Below are 21,732 nucleotides of genomic sequence, written 5' to 3'. Positions count from 1 at the left end.
CTCCTGATTACTTTTAAGTCCCGCCGGCATCTTATCCTCTGCCGGTTTTCTCTCTGATTTACTGCTCTCCCCTATGGTCTTTCGTAACGTTTTGTTACATCCCGTATTAAAGTTTTTCCAGAATCTCTATAATATCTTTTCTGGTTGCGATTCCCTCGGAAAATGCCGTCGCGCTTCCTGACGCCGTCCCCAGTTTCAGGGCGTATGCGTAATCCCTCTTATCCAGGTAACCTGCGATAAAACCGGCTACCATGGAATCTCCGGCGCCCACGGAATTCTTTACCGTTCCTTTTGCCACTCCCATCTTGTGCACAACACCGTCTTCAGTAAGCAGAATTGCACCGTCCCCGGCCATGGAAATCAGGACATTGACCGCCCCTATCTCCTGAAGTTTTCCGGCATACTGAATGATGTCTTCATCTGATTTGAGTTCCACATTAAACATCTCACCAAGCTCGTGATTGTTCGGTTTAATCAGGAACGGATGGTATTTGAGAACGTTAAGAAGTAAGTCCTTCGTTGCATCGACAACGATTCTGACCCCTTTTCCCTCCAACCGTGACATGATGGTTTCATAGATTTTGTCATCAATGGATTTCGGAATGCTTCCGGACAGAACGAGAATATCTCCGCTCCCAAGCTTATCCAGCTTCTCAAACATCTTTTCCACGTCTTCTTCCGTGATTTTCGGCCCAATTCCGTTGATTTCCGTCTCATCGTCGGACTTCATCTTCACATTAATACGTGACATCCCTTCCTTTACGCGGATAAAATCACTGGCAAACCCCAGTGTCTTGACGCCGCGCTCTATCTCATCGCCGGTAAACCCTGCAACAAACCCAAGCGCCGTGCTGGCATACCCCAATTCCTTTAACACTGCCGACACATTGATCCCCTTACCGCCATAAAAAATTTCTTCCGATACTGTTCTGTTCACTGTTCCCGTCTTAAAATGATCCACCTTAATCACGTAGTCCAACGCCGGGTTAAATGTAACCGTGTAAATCATACGTCATTCCTCCTTCTCCACACGAAATATATTTTCATCATTTAATGTCATCATAATACGGAACTTTCATTTCGTCAATAAGTTTTATCATGAAATTTCATTTCTTTGCCAATTTCATCATTATGCATAATTTACCCTGAATTACAACTTTTTAAACATGAATTTTTTAGTCATTATGCCCGGCGCCTGCACCGCAGAACAACGTCAGCTTTCCTTTAAACTGTCCTGTTTCTCCCGCATGGCCGCCTCACGCTGTGAATAGATGCACCCGCAGTAGTTCTGTCTGTAAAGATGATACTCCTGCGACAATTCCACGGAACGACGGTAACCGTTCTTTTTCTTAAAATCGGAGTTAAGGAACTTCACCCCATACTCCTCCGCCGCCTCCTCACCAATTCGGTTCAGCCTCTCCGCATTTTTCAGAGGACTAATAGTAAGAGAGGTGGTAAACCAGTCGTATCCTCCTTTTTTCGCCATCCTTGCCGCCTCAAACAGACGCATCCGGAAACAGAGGCCGCAGCGTTCGCCTCCTTCCTTATCCTCCTCATATCCCTTCACAGCCTGAAAAAACTCCTCCGGCCGGTAATCCCCGGCCACAAACTTCACCGGATGCTCTGTCGGCATCTCCCGGACCAGTCTCTCAATCTCCCCCAGCCTCTCCTGATATTCCTCCGGCGGAAAAATATTAGGATTATAATAAAATACAGTAATCCTGAAATATTTCGACAAATATTCCAGCACATAGCTGCTGCATGGGGCACAGCAGCTGTGAAGAAACAGCGTAGGCACCTCCCCGTTTCTCTCTGCCTGTTTGATTACCTTTTCCATTTCTATCTGATAGTTCTTCTTATTTTCCATACAGTCACCTTTTCTATTTCCAGTCTCTGTCTGCGGCCAATCGCGTCGGCGCCATCATTCCCCTCTGCACAGCCGCTCTCCGCCCCGTGATCTTTCGATTCACTAGGAACTTCTTATAAAATAAAAAAGCAACCCCCCGCCAAAAGCTCCTTTGCGCATATATCCTAAGCTATATCACACAATCTGCTTTCAGCACACAGGCTGCTTAATTTATTTTACGATTTACAGGAAATCACGGATCCGTTTACTTCTGACCGGGTTTCTCAGCTTTCTGAGGGCCTTGGCTTCTATCTGCCTGATGCGCTCACGGGTAACATTAAACTCTTTACCCACTTCCTCCAGTGTCCTCGGGTGACCATCTTCCAGGCCGAAGCGCAGAACAATTACCTGACGCTCCCTCTCCTTCAGATCGCCAAGAAGCGCATCAATATGCTCTCTCAGCATAACCGACTCCACGTTTCCTTCCGGAGTTACCACATTGCCGTCAGCCACGAAATCTCCCAGGTTGGAATCATCTTCCTCTCCAATCGGGGTCTCCAGAGAAGCCGGTTCCCTGGCTATCTGCATGATCTCCATGACCTTGTCTTCCGACATCTCAAGCGCCTCGGAAAGCTCTGCCACGGACGGTTCATATCCCAGCTCCAATGTCAGTTTTCTCTGCATTTTCGACATCTTATTAATCGTCTCAACCATATGCACGGGAACACGGATCGTTCTCGCCTGATCTGCCAGCGCTCTTGTGACAGACTGCCGAATCCACCAGGTAGCATATGTACTCAGCTTATATCCTTTAGTGTAATCAAATTTTTCAACACCCTTGATCAGGCCCAGATTCCCTTCCTGAACAAGATCCAGAAAGCTCATGCCTCTGCCGGTATAACGTTTCGCGATACTTACCACAAGCCTTAAATTGGCCTCAATTAAACGTTCCTTTGCATTGTCATCGCCCTCTGCCTTCCTCTTGGCAAGACGCAGTTCCTCATCAGCGCTTAAAAGCGGAACCGTACCTATCTCCTTCAGGTACATGCGCACGGGATCCTCAGTGCCAATCCCTTCCAGAAGATCAATGGCATCGAGATCAATCTCTTCCTCTTCGCTCTTCAGAAAGTCATCATCTGCATCGTCCAGAAGCAGAGCGTCATCTTCCGCCAGTATCGTTTCATCGATCACTTCAGGGATAATGTCAATATTATTGTTCTCCAGATAATTATAAATCTGTTCCATCTGTTCTGTTGACAGATTATCCCCGGCAAAAAAATTGTTAATCTCTGTGATGTCAAGTGCATTCTGCTTTGTTTTCGCCAGGTCGACAAGTCGTTTTAACTTCTCTAAAAAATTTTCTTTCTCCACGAATTAACGTCCTTTCGCCTAAGAAGTTTTGTAAAATAGTGCTCGGCCTTTTATTATATACTAACCAAATTTTTTTTTCAACATATTTCTGAGCTTTTCTATTAGTTTTTCACAAAGCTTCGACAACAGACGACGCTTTGCGTCTGATTGCTACCGCGCGGTTCATGTTTTCTATCAGTGTTTCCGTCCTGCTGCCCCCATATTCACCGTCTAATGACCAATCCACCGGTTCCGGTGATGTCACTTTCAGGCGGTTTGCGCGAAACTGGTATACACAGTCATTTTCTCCCTCACGCAGAATGAGATAGGAAGCAATGCTGGCGATATCTTTCGGCGTCCTTGGTTTTCTGACCAGAAGAACCTCGAACTCCCCGTCGTCCAGAGCTACGTTCAGCCCTACCAGCCCCTTGAAACCGCCGATGCTGATTGTATTCGTAATCATTCCGATAATGAATTCATCATCCAGCGTTCCGCCGTCCCACTCAAACTTCATCCTGTAGGATTTCAGGTTTGTGACCCTCTTTACCGCTTCCAGCATATAGGCCTGATGTCCCAGCAGATTTTTCGTCTCCTGCGGGGTTCTGTAGGAAACCTCGGTAAATGCTCCGAATGCCGCCACATAGACGAAATACTTTTCCTCCCCAAATTTACCTATATCTACGGCAAACGTGCTGCCGCTGACAGCATCCAATGCCGCTTTCTTCATATTTTTGGAAATTCCAATGCTGGAGGCGTAATCATTAGTGGAACCCGACGGTATATAGCCAAGCACCGGTCTCTTCCCGGGCGGAAACGTCATAAGCCCCGATACAACCTCATTGAGGGTGCCGTCTCCTCCGCTGCATACCACAAGATTTTTTCCCCTTGCGCAGCGCTTTACGACACGCATGGCATCGAGCGGCTCCTGGGTGACATGGACGGTCACATCATATCCGCACTTAGTAAATATATCCAATATATCCAGCAGTTTGTTTCGTATCTGCTCTTTACCCGATCTGGGATTGAACACGAAAATCATCTTTTTCATAGGTCTTCCCTCTCATTATTTCACATTAAAGCTTTTGTATACACTCCGAATGCATTTGGAAGGGGATATTTTGAAAATATTTCCTCTTTTTTCACCATTTTAAACAATTCTGGATGTTCATTCGCTATTTTTACACGGTATCCTGTCATATGCCATTCCACATGCGAGAAAATATGGACCGAATCGGGAAGCTTTTCAACGGATAAAATCTCCTCTTCCGGAAGTCCCAGCCCGTCTTTCAGCTGCTCCTTAAGTTTTCCTGCCTCTGCATGTCCAGGTATGTTGGGGAATTCATAGAGTGACGCCAGGAGTCCTTTGCTGCTCCTCTTACGGATAGCCGCCCTGTCTTCCCATTCCAGAAGAAATACCGTCTTATCTTCAATTCTTCTCGGCTTCTTGGGCGCCTTAACAGGAATTACCTCGGTCAGTTCCTCTCTCCGTGCCAGGCAGATTGAATGCAGCGGACACTCCGTACACAGCGGCTTTCCGGCCGGGATACAGACAATCGCCCCCAGCTCAATCAGCGCCTGGTTATAATCTCCGGCTCTCCCTCTGTCCATGTTCTCCCTGATTAAATCTTCAAACCTCTTCTTGGTTCCGGCTTTTCCGATATCTTCCCTGTCTGCCAGAAGTCTTGACAGCACCCGCAGGACATTCCCATCCACAGCCGGTTCCGGAATACCAAAAGCAATAGAAGCGATGGCTCCGGCCGTATAACTTCCGATCCCTGGAAGCTTGAGAAGTTTTTCATAGGAGTCCGGCATCGCCCCATCATGTTCTTCCACAATAACCTGGGCCGCCTTTTTCAGGTTCCTGGCCCTGTTGTAATATCCAAGTCCTTCCCAAAGCTTGAGAAGCGTCTGCTCCTCCACCTGGGCCAGGCTCTTTATATCGGGCAGCGCCTCCATAAAATGGGCAAAATACGGTTTAACCGCCTCTACCCTGGTCTGCTGCAGCATGATCTCAGAAATCCATACCCGGTATGCTTCCGGTTCTTCCCTCCAGGGCAGAATCCTTCTATTATTATCATACCAGTGAAGCAGCGGCCCCGATGCGGCCCTGAGTCTCTCCGCTTCCTTAAGAGGACTTTCTTCCCGCTCCAGCGTTTTTAATTTACCATATAAATATTCCATAAATTTCTCATTCCTCAACTACACATACCCATAAATCCCCCGAACCGAAACCTCGCCCGAGATAACCTGATGTACGGCTCCGTCCTCTGTCTTCACCAGCAGTTCACCTGCCTCATTGATTCCCAAAGCCGTGCCCACATATTCGTTCCCCGGCGCAAGCACACGGACCGAGCGGTTTACATTAGCCAAATGGCTGTTATATATCTCCAGAAGTCCCGCCATGTTGCCGGATTCCATAAACAATGCATAGTATTTTTCATATGACTCCATCACAGCGCCTATCAGCTCGCTCCTCTTTACGGTCTTTCCGGTCTGCATCAGGATTGATGTGGCTACTTCCCTGATTTCCTCAGGAAATTCCTCCATATTGGCATTAATCCCAATGCCAGTCACCACATAATTGATACATTCCAGCTCCGTGCTCATCTCCGTCAGAATGCCGCAGAGCTTCTTACCGCCTGCTACAATATCATTTGGCCATTTGATCTGTGTCTCCAGGCCGCAGATTTTTGTAATTCCTTCTGAAACAGCCATAGCCGCCACCAGTGTCAGCATCGATGCCGAAGACGGGTGAAGTTCCGGCCGGATCATGAGGCTCATCCAGACTCCCACACCGCGAGGAGATGTCCACATCTTTCCTCTGCGTCCTTTACCCATGTTCTGGTAATCGGCAACAGCCAGCGTCCCATGGGGTGCGCCCTCCTCCGCCGCCATCTTGGCCGCCGTGTTTGTGGAAGTTGTCTCGTCAAAATAGAGTACATTCCTTCCCGCCCACTCTGTCTTCATACTGCTCTCAAGTTCCGCACGGCTTAAAATATCACCGGCCGTCTTGAGCCTGTACCCTTTATTTCTCACGGCTTCGATCAGATATCCCTCTGCCTCAAGCTGCTTAATCACTTTCCACACCGCAGTTCTGGAAACATCAAACTTTTCGCAGATCTCCTGGCCGGAGATATATCCGTCCGCCTCTTTTAACATCCTTAAAACTTCTGTCTTCACGTATTAATTACCCCCACCAGATTGTAAGCGCGCTGATCACGCATAAAAGGAACAGTCCCACTCCTGCTGCCATAAGCGCTGCTCCTGCAATTCTCTTTTTCTTTTTCCCTCTGTTGTTATGGAAACGTTCATAACCGTTGGCAAGATTCAGCAGTGATGCCAGAAGAAAGATAGCCGGGAACAGTATCCTGTTCTCATCCGGGTTAAGAAAAGCAAGTACGGCCAGAATAACGATCAGAATCCCCACCACAACGTGGAGCGTGTCCAAAACGAAGGAGGAAACCCTGCCTGTTCTCTTTTTTTCCTGTAATACCATCGTTTTCTCTCCTTTAATCTATCTTATTGCAACTATTCAGTACCATCATAATTACTGCCGTCTAAACAGTTACCTCTTATTTTACATAAATACCGCCCACTTGTCAAAAAGTTATGAAACCTATTCCCTGACAATAAGCCTCCCGTCAGATTTGAGCAGAGCTTTATGGATTTCCCTCACCAGTTCATCAGTTTTGTAAACGCGGTATCGGGTGATTTTCAGCGTGGACGCCAGCTCCTCCAGAATTCCCAGATACATATCTTTGTAATTCCAATCCTCTTTGAGCTTCATTCTGACCGCCAGTTCCGGAAACACATTCTCCGTGTAAAAGCGGTAGCCGTCCAGATACGCCAGGGTTTCTTCATCCAGAACCGATCTCAGATAAACCTTGAGCAGTTCCAACTCCGACATCATTCTGTCAAAATAATACGGCTCTTCATACGGCGCATAAACATAATATCTCCGGCCGTCCAGTCCATAGAGCAGCCTCGATGCCTCCAGATAACCAAGAGCCATATTTTTCCGGCTTCTTTTGCTGTCGAATTCCAGGACGCCTCCCAGTTCTTCCCTGGGTGCGATATGATAGATGTTCGTCCCCTCCGGGATCTTTATCTTCTTCTCCCGGTCATAGCCGATCCCGTAGATCCGGATGACGATAATATCCTGATAACCGCGGTCAATCAGCACATCCAGGGGAACATTGTTAAATCCTCCGCCGTCCGTGTAGAGTTTTCCTCCAAGCTTCTCGGTCTTAAAGACGGGGAAATAGGCGCTGGCCAGCAGGATCTCCTCTATCTTTCCCTCCGGCATTGATTTTACGTCCATGTTGAGCAGCTTCATATCGGAGACGGAGAACGTGGTGGCAAAAAGTTCACAGGGGGAATTCCTGATTTTCTCCTCGTCTACGGTCTCGTGAAGCAGCTTTTTCAGCGGCGTGATATCAATGCCGCGGTCCTTTAACAGCTTTTTAATCTCCTCCGCCGCCTCCTGCAGACTTCCCGTTCCCGGATTAAAATCCATGACGGTAGAATAGTTGATGTTGTGCCAGATATCCTCCGCCCGTTCCGGGTCATCCATGCATATTAAGGCTCCGTTAAGCGCTCCCACGGAAACGCCCGACACACCTTTTATCCTGATTCCTGCCTCCCTGAGAGCCCGCCAGGCGCCTATCTGAAAGGAACCTTTGGCTCCGCCGCCCTCCAGCACCAGGCCGTATTCCCTGGTCAGATCGAGTTTAATCTTATCCTGCCCCAGGTTTACCTTTCTGACCATTCTGCGCCTTGCGCCCGCTGTTTTCTGTCCATTCTCCATCATTCCCACCTTTAAAACGCTGAAAGGCACGCTCTGCATACCGCCATTAACAACGAAAAACACGCCGTATAAACGTGTCATTGCTAGTCAATAAAGGAAAAAACCGGATTTCCTCAAGCAATTCTGGCTGCTTCGGACTAATCCGGTTTTTTCTTAAGCGGTGAATAACCTGCAAAACCTGCTCTTCATCGGGTTCTTTTTGATAAATACTTATTTTACACCGGCATTGTCATCTTTCTCCCCGACTTCCACAAGGGATTTCACAAGACCTGCAATTCCCTGAATCTCGGACGGAATGATGATTTTAGTTGCTTTGCCGTCTGCGGCCTTTGCAAATGCCTCCAGGCTCTTAATCTGGAGCACTGCGCTGTCGGCGCCGGCCTCTTTTAAGAAACGGATACCATCCGCATTCGCCTGCTGGATCTTGAGCATTGCTTCCGCCTGACCTTCTCCTTCTCGGATCCTCTTCTCCTTCTCGGCTTCCGCATGCAGGATAGCCGATGCTTTCTCACCCTCTGCTTCCAGAATAGCCGATGCTTTCTTACCTTCCGCTACAAGGATAGCCGATGTCTTCTCACCTTCTGCACGAAGGATAACCTCACGGCGCTCACGCTCTGCCTTCATCTGCTTCTCCATCGCATCCTGGATAGCGGCCGGAGGAATGATGTTCTTAAGCTCCACACGGTTTACCTTGATGCCCCATGGGTCGGTGGCAACGTCAAGGGCGGAACGCATCTTTGTGTTGATTGTCTCTCTGGAGGTCAGGGTCTGATCAAGCTCCAGATCACCGATGATATTTCTCAGAGTTGTGGCAGTCAGGTTCTCAATTGCCATAATCGGATTCTCCACGCCGTATGCAAACAGCTTCGGGTCCGTAATCTGGAAGAAGACAACCGTATCAATCTTCATCGTAACATTATCTTTTGTGATAACAGGCTGCGGCGCGAAATCCACTACCTGCTCTTTCAGAATTACTCTCTTTGCCACACGGTCAATGAAAGGAACCTTGAAATGGACTCCTACCGACCATGTATCCAAATACGCGCCTAAACGCTCCACAACAAGTGCCTGTGCCTGCGGTACGATTCTGATACATGATGAAAGTACCAGCAGAACGATAATCGCAATAACGACAAAACTTATAAATGCTCCCATTCTATTTCTCCTCCTCGATTCTGCTCACGATCAGTTTCACTCCGTTGACCGCGTCTATCTTTACCATAGTCCCTTCTTTAATCGGCTTGCCGTCGGTTGAACGCGCCGTCCATTCCTGACCGGAAATGACTGCGGCTCCGGTGGCCAGATCATTGTCCACATCCGCCGTTACTCTGGCTTTCTTCCCGATAAGGCCCTCCACATTCGTCTTAACCGTCTTCTTGTTAACAAACTTCAGTGCAAAAGGCCTGGTAAAAAGAAGCAATGCACAGGAAACAATGAAAAACGCTGCAAACTGAATGTTTTGGCCCGCTCCGAGCAGCGCCAGTAAAAAAGCGACTATTGCTCCCCCGGCAAACCAGATGGTCGTAAGCGCCATCGTCGCGGCCTCGATTCCTATCAGAACCACAAATGCCGCCAGCCAGATTATCCATGCCATACTTATCTCTCCTTTCAAAGGAAATACGTTATTGTCCACACCTTTGCCTGAAAACGGTTGTGCCTTTGATAACACCTCGCAAACTACAACCTGTGTGAACGGTAACAGAAATACTCCTTGATACTATTATATTATTTTTTCTGACATTTATCAACATATGGCTGAATATTCTAAACTTACATTTTTATTACTCATTTCTAAACTATAAGCAAATTTTTTATTAAATTTTTAATTTCTTCTCTGCCTTGCAGCCTCAAACATGAGAACGGAGGCCGCAACCGCCGCATTGAGTGATTCCACCTTTCCCGCCATGGGTATTTTAACATAGCAGTCCGCCATTGCCGCCGTCTCTTCCGTGAGGCCGTTGGCCTCATTGCCAATCAGAAAACCCGTGGCTTTGCGGTAATCCTCATCCTCGTAATTGCCGGTTCCCTTTAAATGGGCGGCATAAAGGCGGATTCCCTTTGATTTAACCATCACAAGGGCCTTTTCCAGATCGTCCGTATAGACAAACGGAACACGGTAAATAGACCCCATCGTGGAACGTATCACCTTGGGATTGTAAATATCGGCCGTCGCGCTGTTCATCACAACTCCCGTGATACCGGCGCCTTCCCCGGCTCTCAGGATTGTGCCCAGATTACCCGGATCCTGGATCGTCTCAAGAATCATCAGGTGGGCCGCTCTCCCTCCCTCTTTTCCTCCCGTATCCAGGACCTCACCGAGAGTATGGTAAAACTGCTGCGCAACGGCCAGAATTCCCTGGGGAGTCTGCGTATCCGACATGTATTTCATCACATCGTCGGATACCTCCTCATAATGGATTCCTTTCAAAAGCGCAGCCGCATTTTCACCGTGCTGGCGCAGAAAACTCTCCGACACATAAGTTTCCTTTAACTTTTCCTTTGGAAGCTCGGAAAACATCTTTGCTCCCTCCACGATAAACAGCCCCTGCTCCCTCCGGGCCTTCGCCTTTTTAACAAGCGCAGACACTGCCCTTACGTGGTTATTTCCCGTACTTGTAATCATTTGTATCCTCCGTGGCATCGGGATTCACTGTTTTATTATCCTATTATGCCTCAATCTGCTCCAGTTCATCCAGCCAGAGCCTGCTGCTGGCATCACTCGGCATTCTCAGATCGCCTCTCGGTGAAACTGCGGCGGAACCCACCTTCGGGCCGTCCGGGAGACAGGAGCGTTTAAACTGCTGGTTAAAGAATCGGCGGTAAAATACCTTCAGCCATTTCAAAATCGTTTCTTTATCATATGTCCCGTCAAATGCCTTAAGAGCCAGGCGGTAAATTTTTCCGGGATGATATCCGTAGCGCAAAATATAGTACAGATAAAAATCATGCAGCTCGTACGGCCCCACCAGATCTTCCGTCTTCTGAGCTATTTCCCCATCCTTCTGAGGCGGAAGAAGTTCCGGGCTTACCGGGGTGTCGAGCACATCCAGCAGCACATCCCCAAGCTCCTTTTCCCCGCAGGTATCGGCATAATAGCGCACCAGATGGCGCACCAACGTCTTGGGAACGGAACTGTTCACACCGTACATGGACATGTGGTCCCCATTGTAGGTTGCCCAGCCAAGGGCCAGCTCCGACATATCACCGGTTCCGATTACCATGCCGTTATACTGGTTTGCCAGGTCCATCAGCACCTGGGTGCGCTCCCTGGCCTGTGAATTTTCATAGGTCACATCGTGCACCGAGCTGTCATGGCCGATATCCCTGAAATGAGTGGTCACGGCTTCCTTGATATCTACTTCCAGCAGCGTCGCGCCCAGCTTCTTCGTCAGGCAGCAGGCATTGTTGTAGGTTCTGTCCGTCGTGCCAAAGCACGGCATCGTGACCGAGATGATATTTTCCCTCGGAAGGCCCAGCAGATCAAATGCCCTGACCGTGACAAGCAGCGCAAGCGTGGAATCCAGGCCGCCGGAGATGCCAATGACGGCGCACTTACAGTTTGTATGTTTCAGGCGTTTTTTCAGCCCCATCGCCTGGATGGAGAGAATTTCCTCACACCGTTTGTTCCTGCTTTCCAGACCATGCGGCACAAAAGGCGACGGATCAATCTCGCGCTCCGTCTCCCGATCGTCCTCCTGCAAATTAAAGTCGATAAAGACGTAGTTCTCACGTCCCTCCGTCTGGTAAGTCGTCATCCTGCGGCGTTCGCATTCCAGGCGTTCCAGATCGAGGTCTGCATAAATCGTTTCATTCTCAAAACGGCGTGATTCGGCCAGCAATGTGCCGTTTTCCGCAATAATATTCTGGCCTCCGAAAACGAGGTCCTGAGTGGATTCGCCCTCGCCCGCATTCGCATATACATAGCCGCAGAGGAGCCTTGCCGACTGGCCTGAAATGAGGCTTCTCCTGTAATCGCTCTTGCCCGTCGTCTCATCGCTGGCAGAGCAGTTGACAATCACCGTCGCCCCGGCAGCCGCATGTGCGATGCTCGGCGGATTCAGAACCCAGACATCCTCACAAATCTCGGCTCCAATCACCAGATTTTCCACATTCGTACAGTTGAATAAGAGCCTGCTTCCCATGACGACATAGCCGTCTTTCCAGGGAACCGCCACCGGCTTTACAAATCCCGGGTTAAAATAGCGCATCTCATAAAATTCAGAATAATTCGGCAGAGACATCTTGGTGACAAGGCCTAAAAGTTCCCCATCCTGGATTGCCGCCGCCGTATTATAAAGCTTATTATTATATTCCCAGGGAACACCCACAAATATGAGCATATCACTCCCTGCCGTAAAATCCACCAGTTTTTCAAGCTCTGCCTTCGCTTTTGAGAGCAGCGGTTTCTGGTTAAACAACTCCCCGCAGGTATAACCGGTCAGCACCAGCTCAGGAAACACCATGATCTTAGCTCCCCGCTCCCTGCCCTCTTCAATCCCGGCACAAATCTGCTCTCTGTTAAATTCTACATCCGCTACCTTCACTTCCGGTGTTGACGCCGCAACACGGATAAATCCGTCTTTCATATCACTTATCTCCTTTGCAGGTTCCGATCAATTTTTCTATATTATTTGAAGCATAAACATTCTTTATTCTAAATAAGTTGGCAGTAAATGTCAAATTTCTTTTGAGATTCGGACATTTCGCTGGGGATTATTGGGGTGGGAGGGTGTGAGTCTTCAGTCCCGGGATTTAGGTTGTCGCAAGGTGGGGAATCCGGGCAGAAAAAGTTCCTGCGGGAAACGCTTGCGCTCTTTGGAGGCTCTTCCGCAGCTATGGACAGCCGTGGTATAATGGTGGTAGAAAGAAGGGATCTTTTATGATGAAATATAAGGAACTGGAAAACTGCCCCCTAAAGTTTGACGAAAACCACTTTATCTATGAGTGGCACGACGATGGCTCCACCCTGCACCTCTACCTAAAATCCAGGTCCCACCCTTGTGCCTGCCCCGATTGCGGCGCCCTGTCGTCTACCCTAAATTCGGCTTATACCCGGACCCTTCAGGATACGCCCATCCGAGGCAAGCACACACTCCTTCATGTCAAATCTTATAAATATAAGTGTACTAATCCGGACTGTCAACGGAAGGTCTTTGTAGAACCCCTTCCCTTCGCAAGACATTCCCAAACCAGGACGGACGCCCTGAACGCAATGATCCTGGACGCCTTTCTTGCCGGAAATGCCGAAGGCAGCAGCCGCAGGCTGGCCCAAATCGGGGTAAAGGTCAGCGGGGATTCCATCTTGCGGCTTGGCAGCCGGTTTCAGCTGCCGGATGATCCGGAGGTGACTTCCATCGGAGTGGATGAGGTCGCGATCCGAAAAGGGCAGACCTATGCGACGGTTATTTATAACGCGCAGACCCATCTGCCGCTCGCTCTTTTTCCAGGGCGTGACGGAGCCTCTTTGAGGGAATGGCTTCTGGCCCATAAAAAAGTAAACAAGGTGGCCCGGGACCGGGCGAGCGCTTACTCGGAAGCAATCCGCCTGGCCCGCCCGAACTGTATCCAGATAGCCGACCGTTTTCATCTCTTGCAGAACCTGAGTACCGCTCTTTCGAAACTTGCTAAAGACGAAATACCGGACCATCTTTATCTAAAGGACGGAGAGATTCTGAAAAAACGGCCTGAAAAGATCTGGGTTGAACGGACCATCGATCCGGCTAAAATGGCCTCTCTGCACTATGATAACGCCTGCCCCTTAAAAACGGACGGGACGGAGCTTGTTTTCGACAGCCAATTCCATCGTCTGAGCGACGCGGTTCGGAAAAAACAGGATGAAGCCATTAAAAAAAAGCGAACGAATCCGTGCCGTACAGGAGAGGTGGGCCCAGATGGAAGAAAAGAAGATCCGCCCTCTGATGGACGAGTTCCACATGAAATATGAGACAGCAAACCGATATATCCATATGACAGAGGAAGAAATCATGCGCCTGGGCCGGAGAGAAATCCGGAAGGAAGGTTCGAAGGTAGCCGCCTATTCCAACCTGATTTACAAGATGATCCAAAACGGTGAAAGTGATCTCACGATTTATCAATACATCAGGTATCAAGGATACAGTGGGAGCCTGAACACGATATGGGATTACATTCACTGCCTAAAGGAAAATAACTTTCCCGGCTGGAAACAGAGCAACGCGATCTGTGCGTATCGCTCTTCTGAGGCAGAAGGGGTGATCCGTCTCAGCCGGGGACAGGTGGTAAGGTACTTGTTGACGGTCAATGCGAAAACCAAACGGGATAAAACAGTGCAGAAAAACAGTTCCGCCATCCAACAGGCCTATCCCATTACATCAGAAATCCATACCATGTACCAAGAATTCCATAAAATCCTGATGGGATCCAATGAGAAAGAATTAGCCCCGTTCATCCGGAAGTATGAGAAGAGCCGGATCCAGCCCTTTTGTGAAAGCATAAAAAAAGACATAGACTCAGTGAAAAATGCAATCAGGAATCCGGAAAGTTCCGGATTTGTGGAAGGGGGAAACAATCAATTCAAACTCACGAAACGGAATGAATATGGAAGAATGAAACTGGAAAGCCTGTTTAAAAAGTTTTGCCTGTCCTTTCTAGAAAAACGGCCCGGTTTCGATCTCAACCAGCTACTGCTGACTCGTTTTGGTTTTAAAGCTTAATGTCCATAGCTGCGGAAGAACCTCTTTGGAGTACATAGCAGTACTAAGGCGCCAAAAAACGCCGCCTAAGTGCTGATGAACTCCCAGGTTCCCTTCGGAATCTTTTTCTCCCTCCTCCCCCACAGGCAGGTTATAGACCGGGACTGAAGACGCGAAGGGTGTCGCTATATGAGTAAAATGGACTGCGGGCGCTGATTTGTTCCGACGCTTCAAAGGGGGACGCTATTGTCGCAACCACTACGTTCCTCCGGACGCCGATAGATTCACCTCTTTTCAATTTTATGAGTTTAATTGAAATTGGGAACTGATTTAACCGTAAACTAACATTAGATTCAGCGTTAGTCTCAGCATCAAATTTACTCTAAGATGCCGGCAGAATGTAAAAGTGTCACGATGACATAGTGGCTGCAACAGTGCTTTCCTCACTTGATGGAAGAGACAATCAGCTCTGAAGATGAAGGCCGGGGCTACACCTTCGCTGAGTCTTCAGTCCCGTCGACAACCTGCCCGGGGAAGGAGGAGAAAAACTTTCCGAAGGGTGACCTTGAAGCCCGCCGGTGCTTGGCGAGGTTCTTTCGAGCCTAGCATCCGCTGTGCGCTTCACAAGCGGGAGCGTGTCCCCGCAGGAATTTTTTTCTCCGGATTCCCCCTCACCACACCCTACAAACCGGGACTGAAGACTCATAAACAACCTCCCACTCCCCCGGCCTTCATCTTACAGAAGCGTCCTCGCCCTCAACTAACTTCCCCCTTATTTTCCCCCGGCAGCATCCATTTCCCCCATTTCATATACATAATATCCATCAGGATCGTTGTCACCCAGGTCAGAGGATAGCACCAGAGCACGGCCTCGTAGCTCGGCAGGACCGGAATTACCAGCTTTATGTAAATCATTCTCAGAACGCACATATTTCCAACGGAAATCAGCATGGTTTCCATGGATTTTCCAGCGCCGCGCATTACGCCCATCAGAATCTGGTGGACGGCCAGCACCACATAGAATCCCACCAGGATCCGCATGGTGACCATTCCGTACTGGATTACTCCGGGATCGGATGAGAAGATGGAGAGGATGCGTTCCGATTCGAAGAACAGAAGCACCGAAAGCAGGGCTGACACGGCCGCACAGATGATGATACCCTGTTTGATTCCCTCCCTGATTCGTTCCGGTTTCCTGGCGCCGATATTCTGGCCTGTAAATGTCGTGGCTGCCATGCAGAAGCTCTGCATCGGCAGTACCACGAATCCGTCCACTTTATTGTAGGCTCCGAATCCGGCCATGACCGCGGCTCCGAAGACATTGACATTCGCCTGGACTACGACGTTTGAAAGGGAAATAATAGACTGCTGGATTCCGCTTGGAATACCGATTTTAAGAATCCGTTTCATCATCCGTTTGTCAATTCTGATCTTTTTAATTTCCAGACGGTAAATGTCTTTTGTTCTCATCAGGGCAGACATGACAAGGATTGCCGACACAAGCTGGGAAATAATCGTCGCCCAGGCCACACCGTCCACGCCCATATGGAAACCGGCAACAAAAAGGATATCAAGGACAATGTTGACCACGGATGAAATGCACAGATAGTAAAGAGGACGCCTGGAATCTCCCACAGCCTGCAGGATACCGGCTCCCATGTTGTATAAAAGGTTAAAAAGCGAACCCAGAAAATAAATCCTGAAATAGAGGACGGAAGGGCCAAAAACCTCCTCCGGCGTCCTCATCCACCCCAGAATCAGCGGTGAACAGGCAATTCCCGCAACACTCAGCAGCAGGCCGCCGATAATACTCAGGGCAATGGACGTATGGACCGCCCATCCCATCTTCTCTTCACTGCGCGCCCCGTAATACTGGGATATAATAACGCCTGCCCCGACCGCAATTCCCATAAACATACCGATAATCAGCGTGATAATCGGTGTGCTGGAACCGACTGCCGCCAGCGCCTCCCGGCCGATAAACTGTCCCACAACGATGGAGTCCACCGTATTGTAAAGCTGCTGGAACAGATTTCCAATTAACAACGGAATTGAAAAGAGCACAAGCTGTTTCCAGATAACGCCCTCTGTCATCAGAATACTGCCGCTCTTTTTCCCCTGCTTTGTTTCCACTTTTTTTCCCTCCCATAATATTTGCTCTGGTAACTATTCAGTGCTTCTATGAGTTACCGCTTATACTTCTCTGCTGTTTATACCCCTGCCAGCTCCCGTACCACTTCTCCGGCAATCAGAAGTCCTGCCACGGGTGGCACAAAGGCAATGCTGCCAGGCACCGAGCGGCGGGAACTGCTCTCTGCAATCTCTTCCCTGATAAGACGCTCTTCCAGTTCTTCATCCGGCGTCACCGGCTTCTCCGTGGAAAACAGCACCTTGAGATTTGTAATTCCCCTGTTTTTCAGTTCCTTCCTCATCACCCTGCTGAGAGGGCAGACCGAGGTCTCGGAAATATCGGCAATCCGGAACAGCTCCGGATGCAGTTTATTACCCGTCCCCATGGATGAAATAATCGGGATGCCCTCTTCCTTCGCATATTCCGCCAGCGACAGCTTCGCGGTCACCGTATCAATGGCATCCACAATATAGTCCACTCTGCCCGCTTTCCGGAAAATTTCTTTCATATTGTCCGGAAGGACAAATGTTTCAAAGGTCGTCACCTGGGTGGATGGGCAAATCTCCCCTATAATCTTTTCCATTACCTTTGTCTTCTTCATACCCACCGTGCTGTGGTATGCCACGCACTGCCGGTTGATATTACTCTCCGAGACATCGTCGTTATCAATCAGGATCAGCCGCCCCACCCCGCTTCTGGCCAGCGCCTCCGCGCAGTGGGAACCCACTCCCCCAATACCGAAAACCATCACTGCAGCGGTCTTAAGGCTGCTCATTCCGGCGCTTCCAAGGATCAGCTCGGTTCTTATAAATTCACGTCTCTTATTTCCGTCCATATCATAAACCTCTTGATTTTTTCAGTATCTGTATCAACGTACCCGCCGCTTTTATTCCATTGGGGCGTGATAAAACTTACCGTAAAACTGCTCTGTTTTAAATACATTAATAATGACATGGGGATCCACTTCCCTCATCAGCCTGATAATGTCATCCACCTCGTAGGAGGAGATAACCGTATGGAGTACATACATCCTCTTTCTGCTGTATCCGCCCACAGCCTCCACGCAGGAAATTCCATGCTGGCAGACTTTGATATAGGCATCCATCATTTCGTCCGCTTTCTCCGTCGTAATCTGCAGAGTCACCCGGTCGAATCTGTGATGGAACGTAGAGATTGTCTTTGTGGAAATAAACTGGAACAGGATGGAGTAAGCCGCATTCATCCAGCCGAACAGCATTCCGAATATACAGTAAAGCACACAGTTTCCGATAAAAACCTGGCCCCAGATGGAACGCCCCGTCTTATTGGAGACATAGAGGGCGATAAAGTCGGTTCCTCCTGAGGATGCATTGCCTTTCAGAGCAATGACAATGGAAATCCCCATCAGGAATCCTCCGAAAATTACGTTCAGCACGGGATCGTCAAACAGCGGCTCAAAATGCAGAAACTGCAGGAATCCACTTGTTAAAAATACCTGGAACAGGGAAAATGCCGTAAATCTCACGCTGATGCTGCGGCTGCAGATAAACGCCACCGGGATATTGATAGCCAGCATACCTAACGACGTAGGGAAACTTCTTCCAAAGGTAGAAGTCAGCATATCGATCAGAATGGCAATTCCGGTAAATCCGCCCGACAGCAGCTCCGCAGGTCTGATAAACGCCTGTATAACAAAAGCCTGCAGAATTGCCGAGATAAGGACGGCCGAAAAGGTTATCAGATTTCTGACAGCTTTTCTCTTCTGTATCTGCACGGCCTTATCCTTGATTTCCTGTGCTCTTTTCGCGATCTCCCCCGGCTCCGCCTGCGGGATGTCATCCGTCGGGATTTGCTCCTGCCCGGTCTCCCCTGCCTGTTCTTTCATCAGCGCAGCTTCTTCCTGCTCTTCCATCTCTAAAGACGGCTCCGCGCCGTCACTCTTTTTATTTAAATCAACTTCTGAAACTTCCCGTCTGTTCTGATCCGTATTTCCGGAACTCATAGTTTACCTCCTTAAGGATCACCGGACCCGGATAGGCCGTCGGTATATCCTGTAATAATATTTGAAAAAGGGCAAACGCACATCACCGTGTGCCGTTATGCCCTGCCTGCTGCGGATGGTTTACGTAATATGCATATTATGCCCGACAACATGTATTAAAAATTCAAACTAAGATCATAATTCACCAGCTCTTTCACGTCTCCCGCCATAAAACCTGAAATAAAAAAGGAGAACAAGCAGGAAAGAAAGGCTCTGTGCAACTGCCATCCTGACGAACATCAGCTCATCCGCCCCTGTAAATGATATGACGTGAAGAAGATTGACAATCGTATTATTTACAAAATGATCGCCCATGGCCATATACAGCGATCCCGTCATCCTGGTCAGCAGCGCAAACTTCACGCCGCCCAGGCCGCTTGTGAGCACCAGCATCATAATATTCGCCGCCATACCGCCGGCGCTGCTCAGGCCGTCATAATAATTCCTGATGGGACCGACCACATGCCACAGCCCGAACAACAGGGATGCAGTCAGCATTGAAACAATAAAAGTATATTTCTGCTCCAGAATCTTCTGGAACAGCCCGCGGTAAACTCCCTCTTCCATCACTACATTCAATATGTTGCCTAATATGCAGATGATAAAAAACAGAATCCCTGTCTTATTTCCCGCATTCCCGTCCACCGCGTAACTGCTGACGTAAAGCTGCACGGTCCGGAAACTCCCCCGGGATACGGCCATCATAATCTCTACTCCATAAGCGAGTGCAAACATTACCAGCCCAAACAGCAGCCCCATTAAAAGGTGGGAAAACACGCTCCGTTTCTTAAATCCAATGTATTCCATACCCGAGGACAAAGACTTCAGCGCATTACACAGGATAAGGATTCCCATAAGCTTATGCAAAAAAGCCTCTCCCCAGAAAGTCTGATCTGTACGCATAGTAAAATACTCGACCAAACGAAAAACAAAACACAGGATGTAAATTGCAATAACCATCAACAGAGGATTTTTGATTTTCTTCAAATAAAGCTCCTTTCACCGCATGGCTGCAAGTTCTGCCTTCATTTCCCAAAAGAGGAAATTGCACACTGTCATTTCAATTCTAATGGCTGCGCATATATTTGTCAAATGTTGGAGAAGATTCTCTTAAACAGAGCCATCCTCTTCCCACAAATAAAAAAAAGGAACCGCCTTTCCCCCACAGAAGGCAGTTCCTCCGGTCACGTTCACTAACCGTTACATCAAATAGTTTGTTGCTTATGTAAATATAACATTATGTGCTGCTTTTGTCAATAAAATCCGGTCAAATTGCACAATTCTTTTTCCATCACAGGGGTCTGTCTTTTACAATAAGTCAAAAAATGCGTTTGTCTTGGGCGGACATTTTATATTATATTTACTTTTTACCGAAATATTCACTCATATTTTTCAGAAATTTACACATACTTTCCATTATTCTAAAATTCATTTGCATAATTCAGGATGAGAGGAGCTATTTTAATGAAAATCTCAGATAAACTGGAAACGAATATGCAGCGCTTTGAAAAGCTGCTGCGTCCGGATATTAACTTCGATGTGGTGTACCGCGTCATCCGCGTGGGAGGCCGGAATGCCTGTATTTATTTTATAGACGGCTTTACAAAGGACGACACCCTTCTGCGTATCCTGCAGTCCTTCGGCAGTATCAAGCCGGAGGCTATGCCGGACAACGCCCACGAATTTTCCAAGCTGTACCTGCCTTACGGCGAGATTGGACTGGAGACGGATGAGGATATCCTGATCACCCAGCTTCTCTCCGGTGTTCCCTGCATGCTGATCGACGGCTACGAGAAGGCATTTACCATTGACTGCCGCACTTATCCTTCCAGGGGCGTCAGCGAACCTGAAAAAGATAAGGTGCTCCGCGGTTCCCGGGACGGCTTTGTCGAGACGCTCGTATTCAATACGGCATTGATCCGGCGCAGGATCCGCGATCCGAAAATGCGCGTGGAGATTATGAATGCCGGTGAAAGTTCCCACACTGACATTGCCATCTGCTATATGGACGGCCGTGTGGACGAAAACCTGCTTTCCATGATCAAGGGACGCATTTCCCGCCTCCACGTCGATGCGCTCACAATGAACCAAGAGAGTCTGGCCGAATGTATTTACCCTCACAAATGGTATAACCCGTTTCCGAAGTTCCGCTTTTCCGAGCGGCCCGACACGGCGGCGGCATCCATCCTGGAAGGCAATATTATCATCCTGGTGGACAACTCCCCGTCCGCAATGATACTGCCCTCCTCTATTTTTGACATAATTGAGGAAGCCGACGATTACTATTTCCCGCCTATCACGGGAACTTATCTGCGTCTGTCCAGGATGCTGATTTTCCTTTTGACTCTGTTTTTAACGCCGCTCTGGCTTCTGTTTATGCAGAATCCGACGTGGATTCCCGACTGGCTCGCCTTTATCCGGGTATCGGATGATGTGCATGTAGCGCTGATATTCCAGCTTCTGATTCTGGAATTCGCTATCGACGGCCTGCGGCTGGCCGCCGTCAACACGCCCAGCATGCTGACGACTCCTTTGAGTGTTATCGCCGGTATTGTCCTCGGAGAATACTCGGTTAAATCAGGATGGTTCAACAGTGAGACCATGCTTTACATGGCATTTGTCACCATCGCCAACTATTCACAGACCAGCTTCGAACTGGGCTATGCCCTGAAATTCATGAGGGTGATGCTGCTGATTCTGACTGCGGTATTCAACCTGTGGGGATTTATTGCCGGAACCGTAATCAGTATTCTCTGCCTGGTATTCAATAAAACGATTGCAGGCAAAAGCTATATTTACCCGCTTATTCCGTTCAGCTTCAGCGAACTTAAAAAGCGGCTGGTCCGCAACCGGCTGCCGCATGAAGAAAAAAGCAGTTCCTCCAAATAATCTGGAATTTTCACGAAA

The 21,732-nt window shown here is 48.7% G+C and carries 19 protein-coding genes; 3 read left to right on the top strand and 16 right to left on the bottom strand.

The window, feature by feature from the left end; translation table 11 throughout:
* Positions 1-106: 106 nt before the first annotated feature.
* From pfkB to EJL91_RS17755, 12 genes are all read right to left on the bottom strand, one after another.
* A complete protein-coding gene (gene pfkB / locus EJL91_RS17810; RefSeq protein WP_125143330.1) occupies positions 107-1,009 on the bottom strand; it encodes a 1-phosphofructokinase in 903 nt (300 codons plus the stop codon).
* Between the two features lie 204 nt (positions 1,010-1,213).
* Positions 1,214-1,867 carry an epoxyqueuosine reductase QueH gene (locus EJL91_RS17805; protein WP_125143329.1) on the bottom strand — a complete coding sequence of 218 codons (654 nt, stop codon included), beginning with the start codon at positions 1,865-1,867 and terminating at the stop codon, positions 1,214-1,216.
* Between the two features lie 222 nt (positions 1,868-2,089).
* Positions 2,090-3,217: an RNA polymerase sigma factor RpoD gene (gene rpoD / locus EJL91_RS17800; RefSeq protein ID WP_125143328.1), complete on the bottom strand. Its 1,128-nt coding sequence runs from the start codon at positions 3,215-3,217 to the stop codon at positions 2,090-2,092.
* A 109-nt stretch (positions 3,218-3,326) separates the two neighbouring features.
* Complete coding sequence (locus tag EJL91_RS17795) at positions 3,327-4,244, bottom strand: diacylglycerol/lipid kinase family protein (RefSeq protein ID WP_125143327.1); 918 nt, start codon at positions 4,242-4,244, stop codon at positions 3,327-3,329.
* Positions 4,245-4,264: 20 nt separating this feature from the next.
* Complete coding sequence (mutY, locus tag EJL91_RS17790) at positions 4,265-5,377, bottom strand: A/G-specific adenine glycosylase (protein WP_125143326.1); 1,113 nt, start codon at positions 5,375-5,377, stop codon at positions 4,265-4,267.
* An 18-nt stretch (positions 5,378-5,395) separates the two neighbouring features.
* Positions 5,396-6,376 carry a biotin--[acetyl-CoA-carboxylase] ligase gene (locus tag EJL91_RS17785; protein ID WP_125143325.1) on the bottom strand — a complete coding sequence of 327 codons (981 nt, stop codon included), beginning with the start codon at positions 6,374-6,376 and terminating at the stop codon, positions 5,396-5,398.
* 7 nt (positions 6,377-6,383) lie between these two features.
* Positions 6,384-6,692: a DUF6637 family protein gene (locus EJL91_RS17780; RefSeq protein WP_125143324.1), complete on the bottom strand. Its 309-nt coding sequence runs from the start codon at positions 6,690-6,692 to the stop codon at positions 6,384-6,386.
* 120 nt (positions 6,693-6,812) lie between these two features.
* The gene (locus tag EJL91_RS17775; RefSeq protein WP_341467027.1) at positions 6,813-8,006 is read right to left on the bottom strand and encodes a patatin-like phospholipase family protein; all 1,194 of its coding nucleotides are present in this window, start codon (positions 8,004-8,006) and stop codon (positions 6,813-6,815) included.
* A gap of 207 nt (positions 8,007-8,213) precedes the next feature.
* Positions 8,214-9,158 (bottom strand): SPFH domain-containing protein, encoded by a 945-nt coding sequence (locus EJL91_RS17770; protein WP_125143323.1) that lies wholly within the window; start codon positions 9,156-9,158, stop codon positions 8,214-8,216.
* Position 9,159: 1 nt separating this feature from the next.
* Positions 9,160-9,597: an NfeD family protein gene (locus EJL91_RS17765; protein ID WP_125143322.1), complete on the bottom strand. Its 438-nt coding sequence runs from the start codon at positions 9,595-9,597 to the stop codon at positions 9,160-9,162.
* A gap of 228 nt (positions 9,598-9,825) precedes the next feature.
* Positions 9,826-10,626 (bottom strand): TrmH family RNA methyltransferase, encoded by an 801-nt coding sequence (locus tag EJL91_RS17760; protein WP_125143321.1) that lies wholly within the window; start codon positions 10,624-10,626, stop codon positions 9,826-9,828.
* A gap of 43 nt (positions 10,627-10,669) precedes the next feature.
* A complete protein-coding gene (locus EJL91_RS17755; RefSeq protein WP_125143320.1) occupies positions 10,670-12,589 on the bottom strand; it encodes an NAD(+) synthase in 1,920 nt (639 codons plus the stop codon).
* A 293-nt stretch (positions 12,590-12,882) separates the two neighbouring features.
* On the opposite strand from EJL91_RS17755, the gene EJL91_RS17750 reads away from it, so the two are divergent.
* Positions 12,883-13,947, top strand: a complete 1,065-nt coding sequence (locus EJL91_RS17750) for an ISL3 family transposase (RefSeq protein WP_243125265.1) — start codon at positions 12,883-12,885, stop codon at positions 13,945-13,947.
* Entirely contained in the window at positions 13,895-14,695 is an 801-nt protein-coding gene (locus EJL91_RS17745; protein ID WP_164516771.1) for a transposase, read from the top strand. The genes EJL91_RS17750 and EJL91_RS17745 overlap by 53 nt, the downstream gene beginning before the upstream one ends.
* Before the next feature lie 735 nt (positions 14,696-15,430).
* Here the strand turns inward: EJL91_RS17745 and EJL91_RS17740 are convergent.
* The 4 genes from EJL91_RS17740 to EJL91_RS17725 form a co-directional block, all read right to left on the bottom strand.
* Positions 15,431-16,768 carry an MATE family efflux transporter gene (locus EJL91_RS17740; RefSeq protein WP_125143644.1) on the bottom strand — a complete coding sequence of 446 codons (1,338 nt, stop codon included), beginning with the start codon at positions 16,766-16,768 and terminating at the stop codon, positions 15,431-15,433.
* Between the two features lie 116 nt (positions 16,769-16,884).
* Positions 16,885-17,640, bottom strand: a complete 756-nt coding sequence (locus EJL91_RS17735; protein WP_125143319.1) for a tRNA threonylcarbamoyladenosine dehydratase — start codon at positions 17,638-17,640, stop codon at positions 16,885-16,887.
* A gap of 51 nt (positions 17,641-17,691) precedes the next feature.
* A complete protein-coding gene (locus EJL91_RS17730) occupies positions 17,692-18,558 on the bottom strand; it encodes a YitT family protein (protein ID WP_479723357.1) in 867 nt (288 codons plus the stop codon).
* 402 nt (positions 18,559-18,960) lie between these two features.
* A complete protein-coding gene (locus EJL91_RS17725) occupies positions 18,961-19,692 on the bottom strand; it encodes a CPBP family intramembrane glutamic endopeptidase (protein ID WP_243125444.1) in 732 nt (243 codons plus the stop codon).
* 597 nt (positions 19,693-20,289) lie between these two features.
* Here EJL91_RS17725 and EJL91_RS17720 point away from each other — a divergent pair.
* Positions 20,290-21,714, top strand: coding sequence for a spore germination protein (locus EJL91_RS17720; protein WP_125143317.1), 1,425 nt, complete (start codon positions 20,290-20,292; stop codon positions 21,712-21,714).
* Positions 21,715-21,732: the final 18 nt, after the last annotated feature.

It is taken from the genome of Clostridium transplantifaecale (assembly GCF_900626075.1).
GTDB classification, from domain to species: domain Bacteria; phylum Bacillota; class Clostridia; order Lachnospirales; family Lachnospiraceae; genus Otoolea; species Otoolea transplantifaecalis.
This window is presented reverse-complemented; position numbering and strand designations above follow the sequence as displayed.

What these genes read in the sequence shown, in the direction of transcription:
- EJL91_RS17720 (WP_125143317.1), top strand. Translation starts at nt 20,290, where the DNA reads ATGAAAATCTCAGATAAACTGGAAACGAATATGCAGCGCTTTGAAAAG.
- EJL91_RS17795 (WP_125143327.1), bottom strand. Translation starts at nt 4,244, where the DNA reads ATGAAAAAGATGATTTTCGTGTTCAATCCCAGATCGGGTAAAGAGCAG.
- EJL91_RS17765 (WP_125143322.1), bottom strand. Translation starts at nt 9,597, where the DNA reads ATGGCATGGATAATCTGGCTGGCGGCATTTGTGGTTCTGATAGGAATC.
- EJL91_RS17775 (WP_341467027.1), bottom strand. Translation starts at nt 8,006, where the DNA reads ATGATGGAGAATGGACAGAAAACAGCGGGCGCAAGGCGCAGAATGGTC.
- EJL91_RS17805 (WP_125143329.1), bottom strand. Translation starts at nt 1,867, where the DNA reads ATGGAAAATAAGAAGAACTATCAGATAGAAATGGAAAAGGTAATCAAA.
- EJL91_RS17770 (WP_125143323.1), bottom strand. Translation starts at nt 9,158, where the DNA reads ATGGGAGCATTTATAAGTTTTGTCGTTATTGCGATTATCGTTCTGCTG.
- EJL91_RS17780 (WP_125143324.1), bottom strand. Translation starts at nt 6,692, where the DNA reads ATGGTATTACAGGAAAAAAAGAGAACAGGCAGGGTTTCCTCCTTCGTT.
- EJL91_RS17740 (WP_125143644.1), bottom strand. Translation starts at nt 16,768, where the DNA reads ATGACAGAGGGCGTTATCTGGAAACAGCTTGTGCTCTTTTCAATTCCG.
- EJL91_RS17735 (WP_125143319.1), bottom strand. Translation starts at nt 17,640, where the DNA reads ATGGACGGAAATAAGAGACGTGAATTTATAAGAACCGAGCTGATCCTT.
- EJL91_RS17745 (WP_164516771.1), top strand. Translation starts at nt 13,895, where the DNA reads ATGGAAGAAAAGAAGATCCGCCCTCTGATGGACGAGTTCCACATGAAA.
- EJL91_RS17750 (WP_243125265.1), top strand. Translation starts at nt 12,883, where the DNA reads ATGATGAAATATAAGGAACTGGAAAACTGCCCCCTAAAGTTTGACGAA.
- mutY (WP_125143326.1), bottom strand. Translation starts at nt 5,377, where the DNA reads ATGGAATATTTATATGGTAAATTAAAAACGCTGGAGCGGGAAGAAAGT.
- pfkB (WP_125143330.1), bottom strand. Translation starts at nt 1,009, where the DNA reads ATGATTTACACGGTTACATTTAACCCGGCGTTGGACTACGTGATTAAG.
- EJL91_RS17760 (WP_125143321.1), bottom strand. Translation starts at nt 10,626, where the DNA reads ATGATTACAAGTACGGGAAATAACCACGTAAGGGCAGTGTCTGCGCTT.
- EJL91_RS17755 (WP_125143320.1), bottom strand. Translation starts at nt 12,589, where the DNA reads ATGAAAGACGGATTTATCCGTGTTGCGGCGTCAACACCGGAAGTGAAG.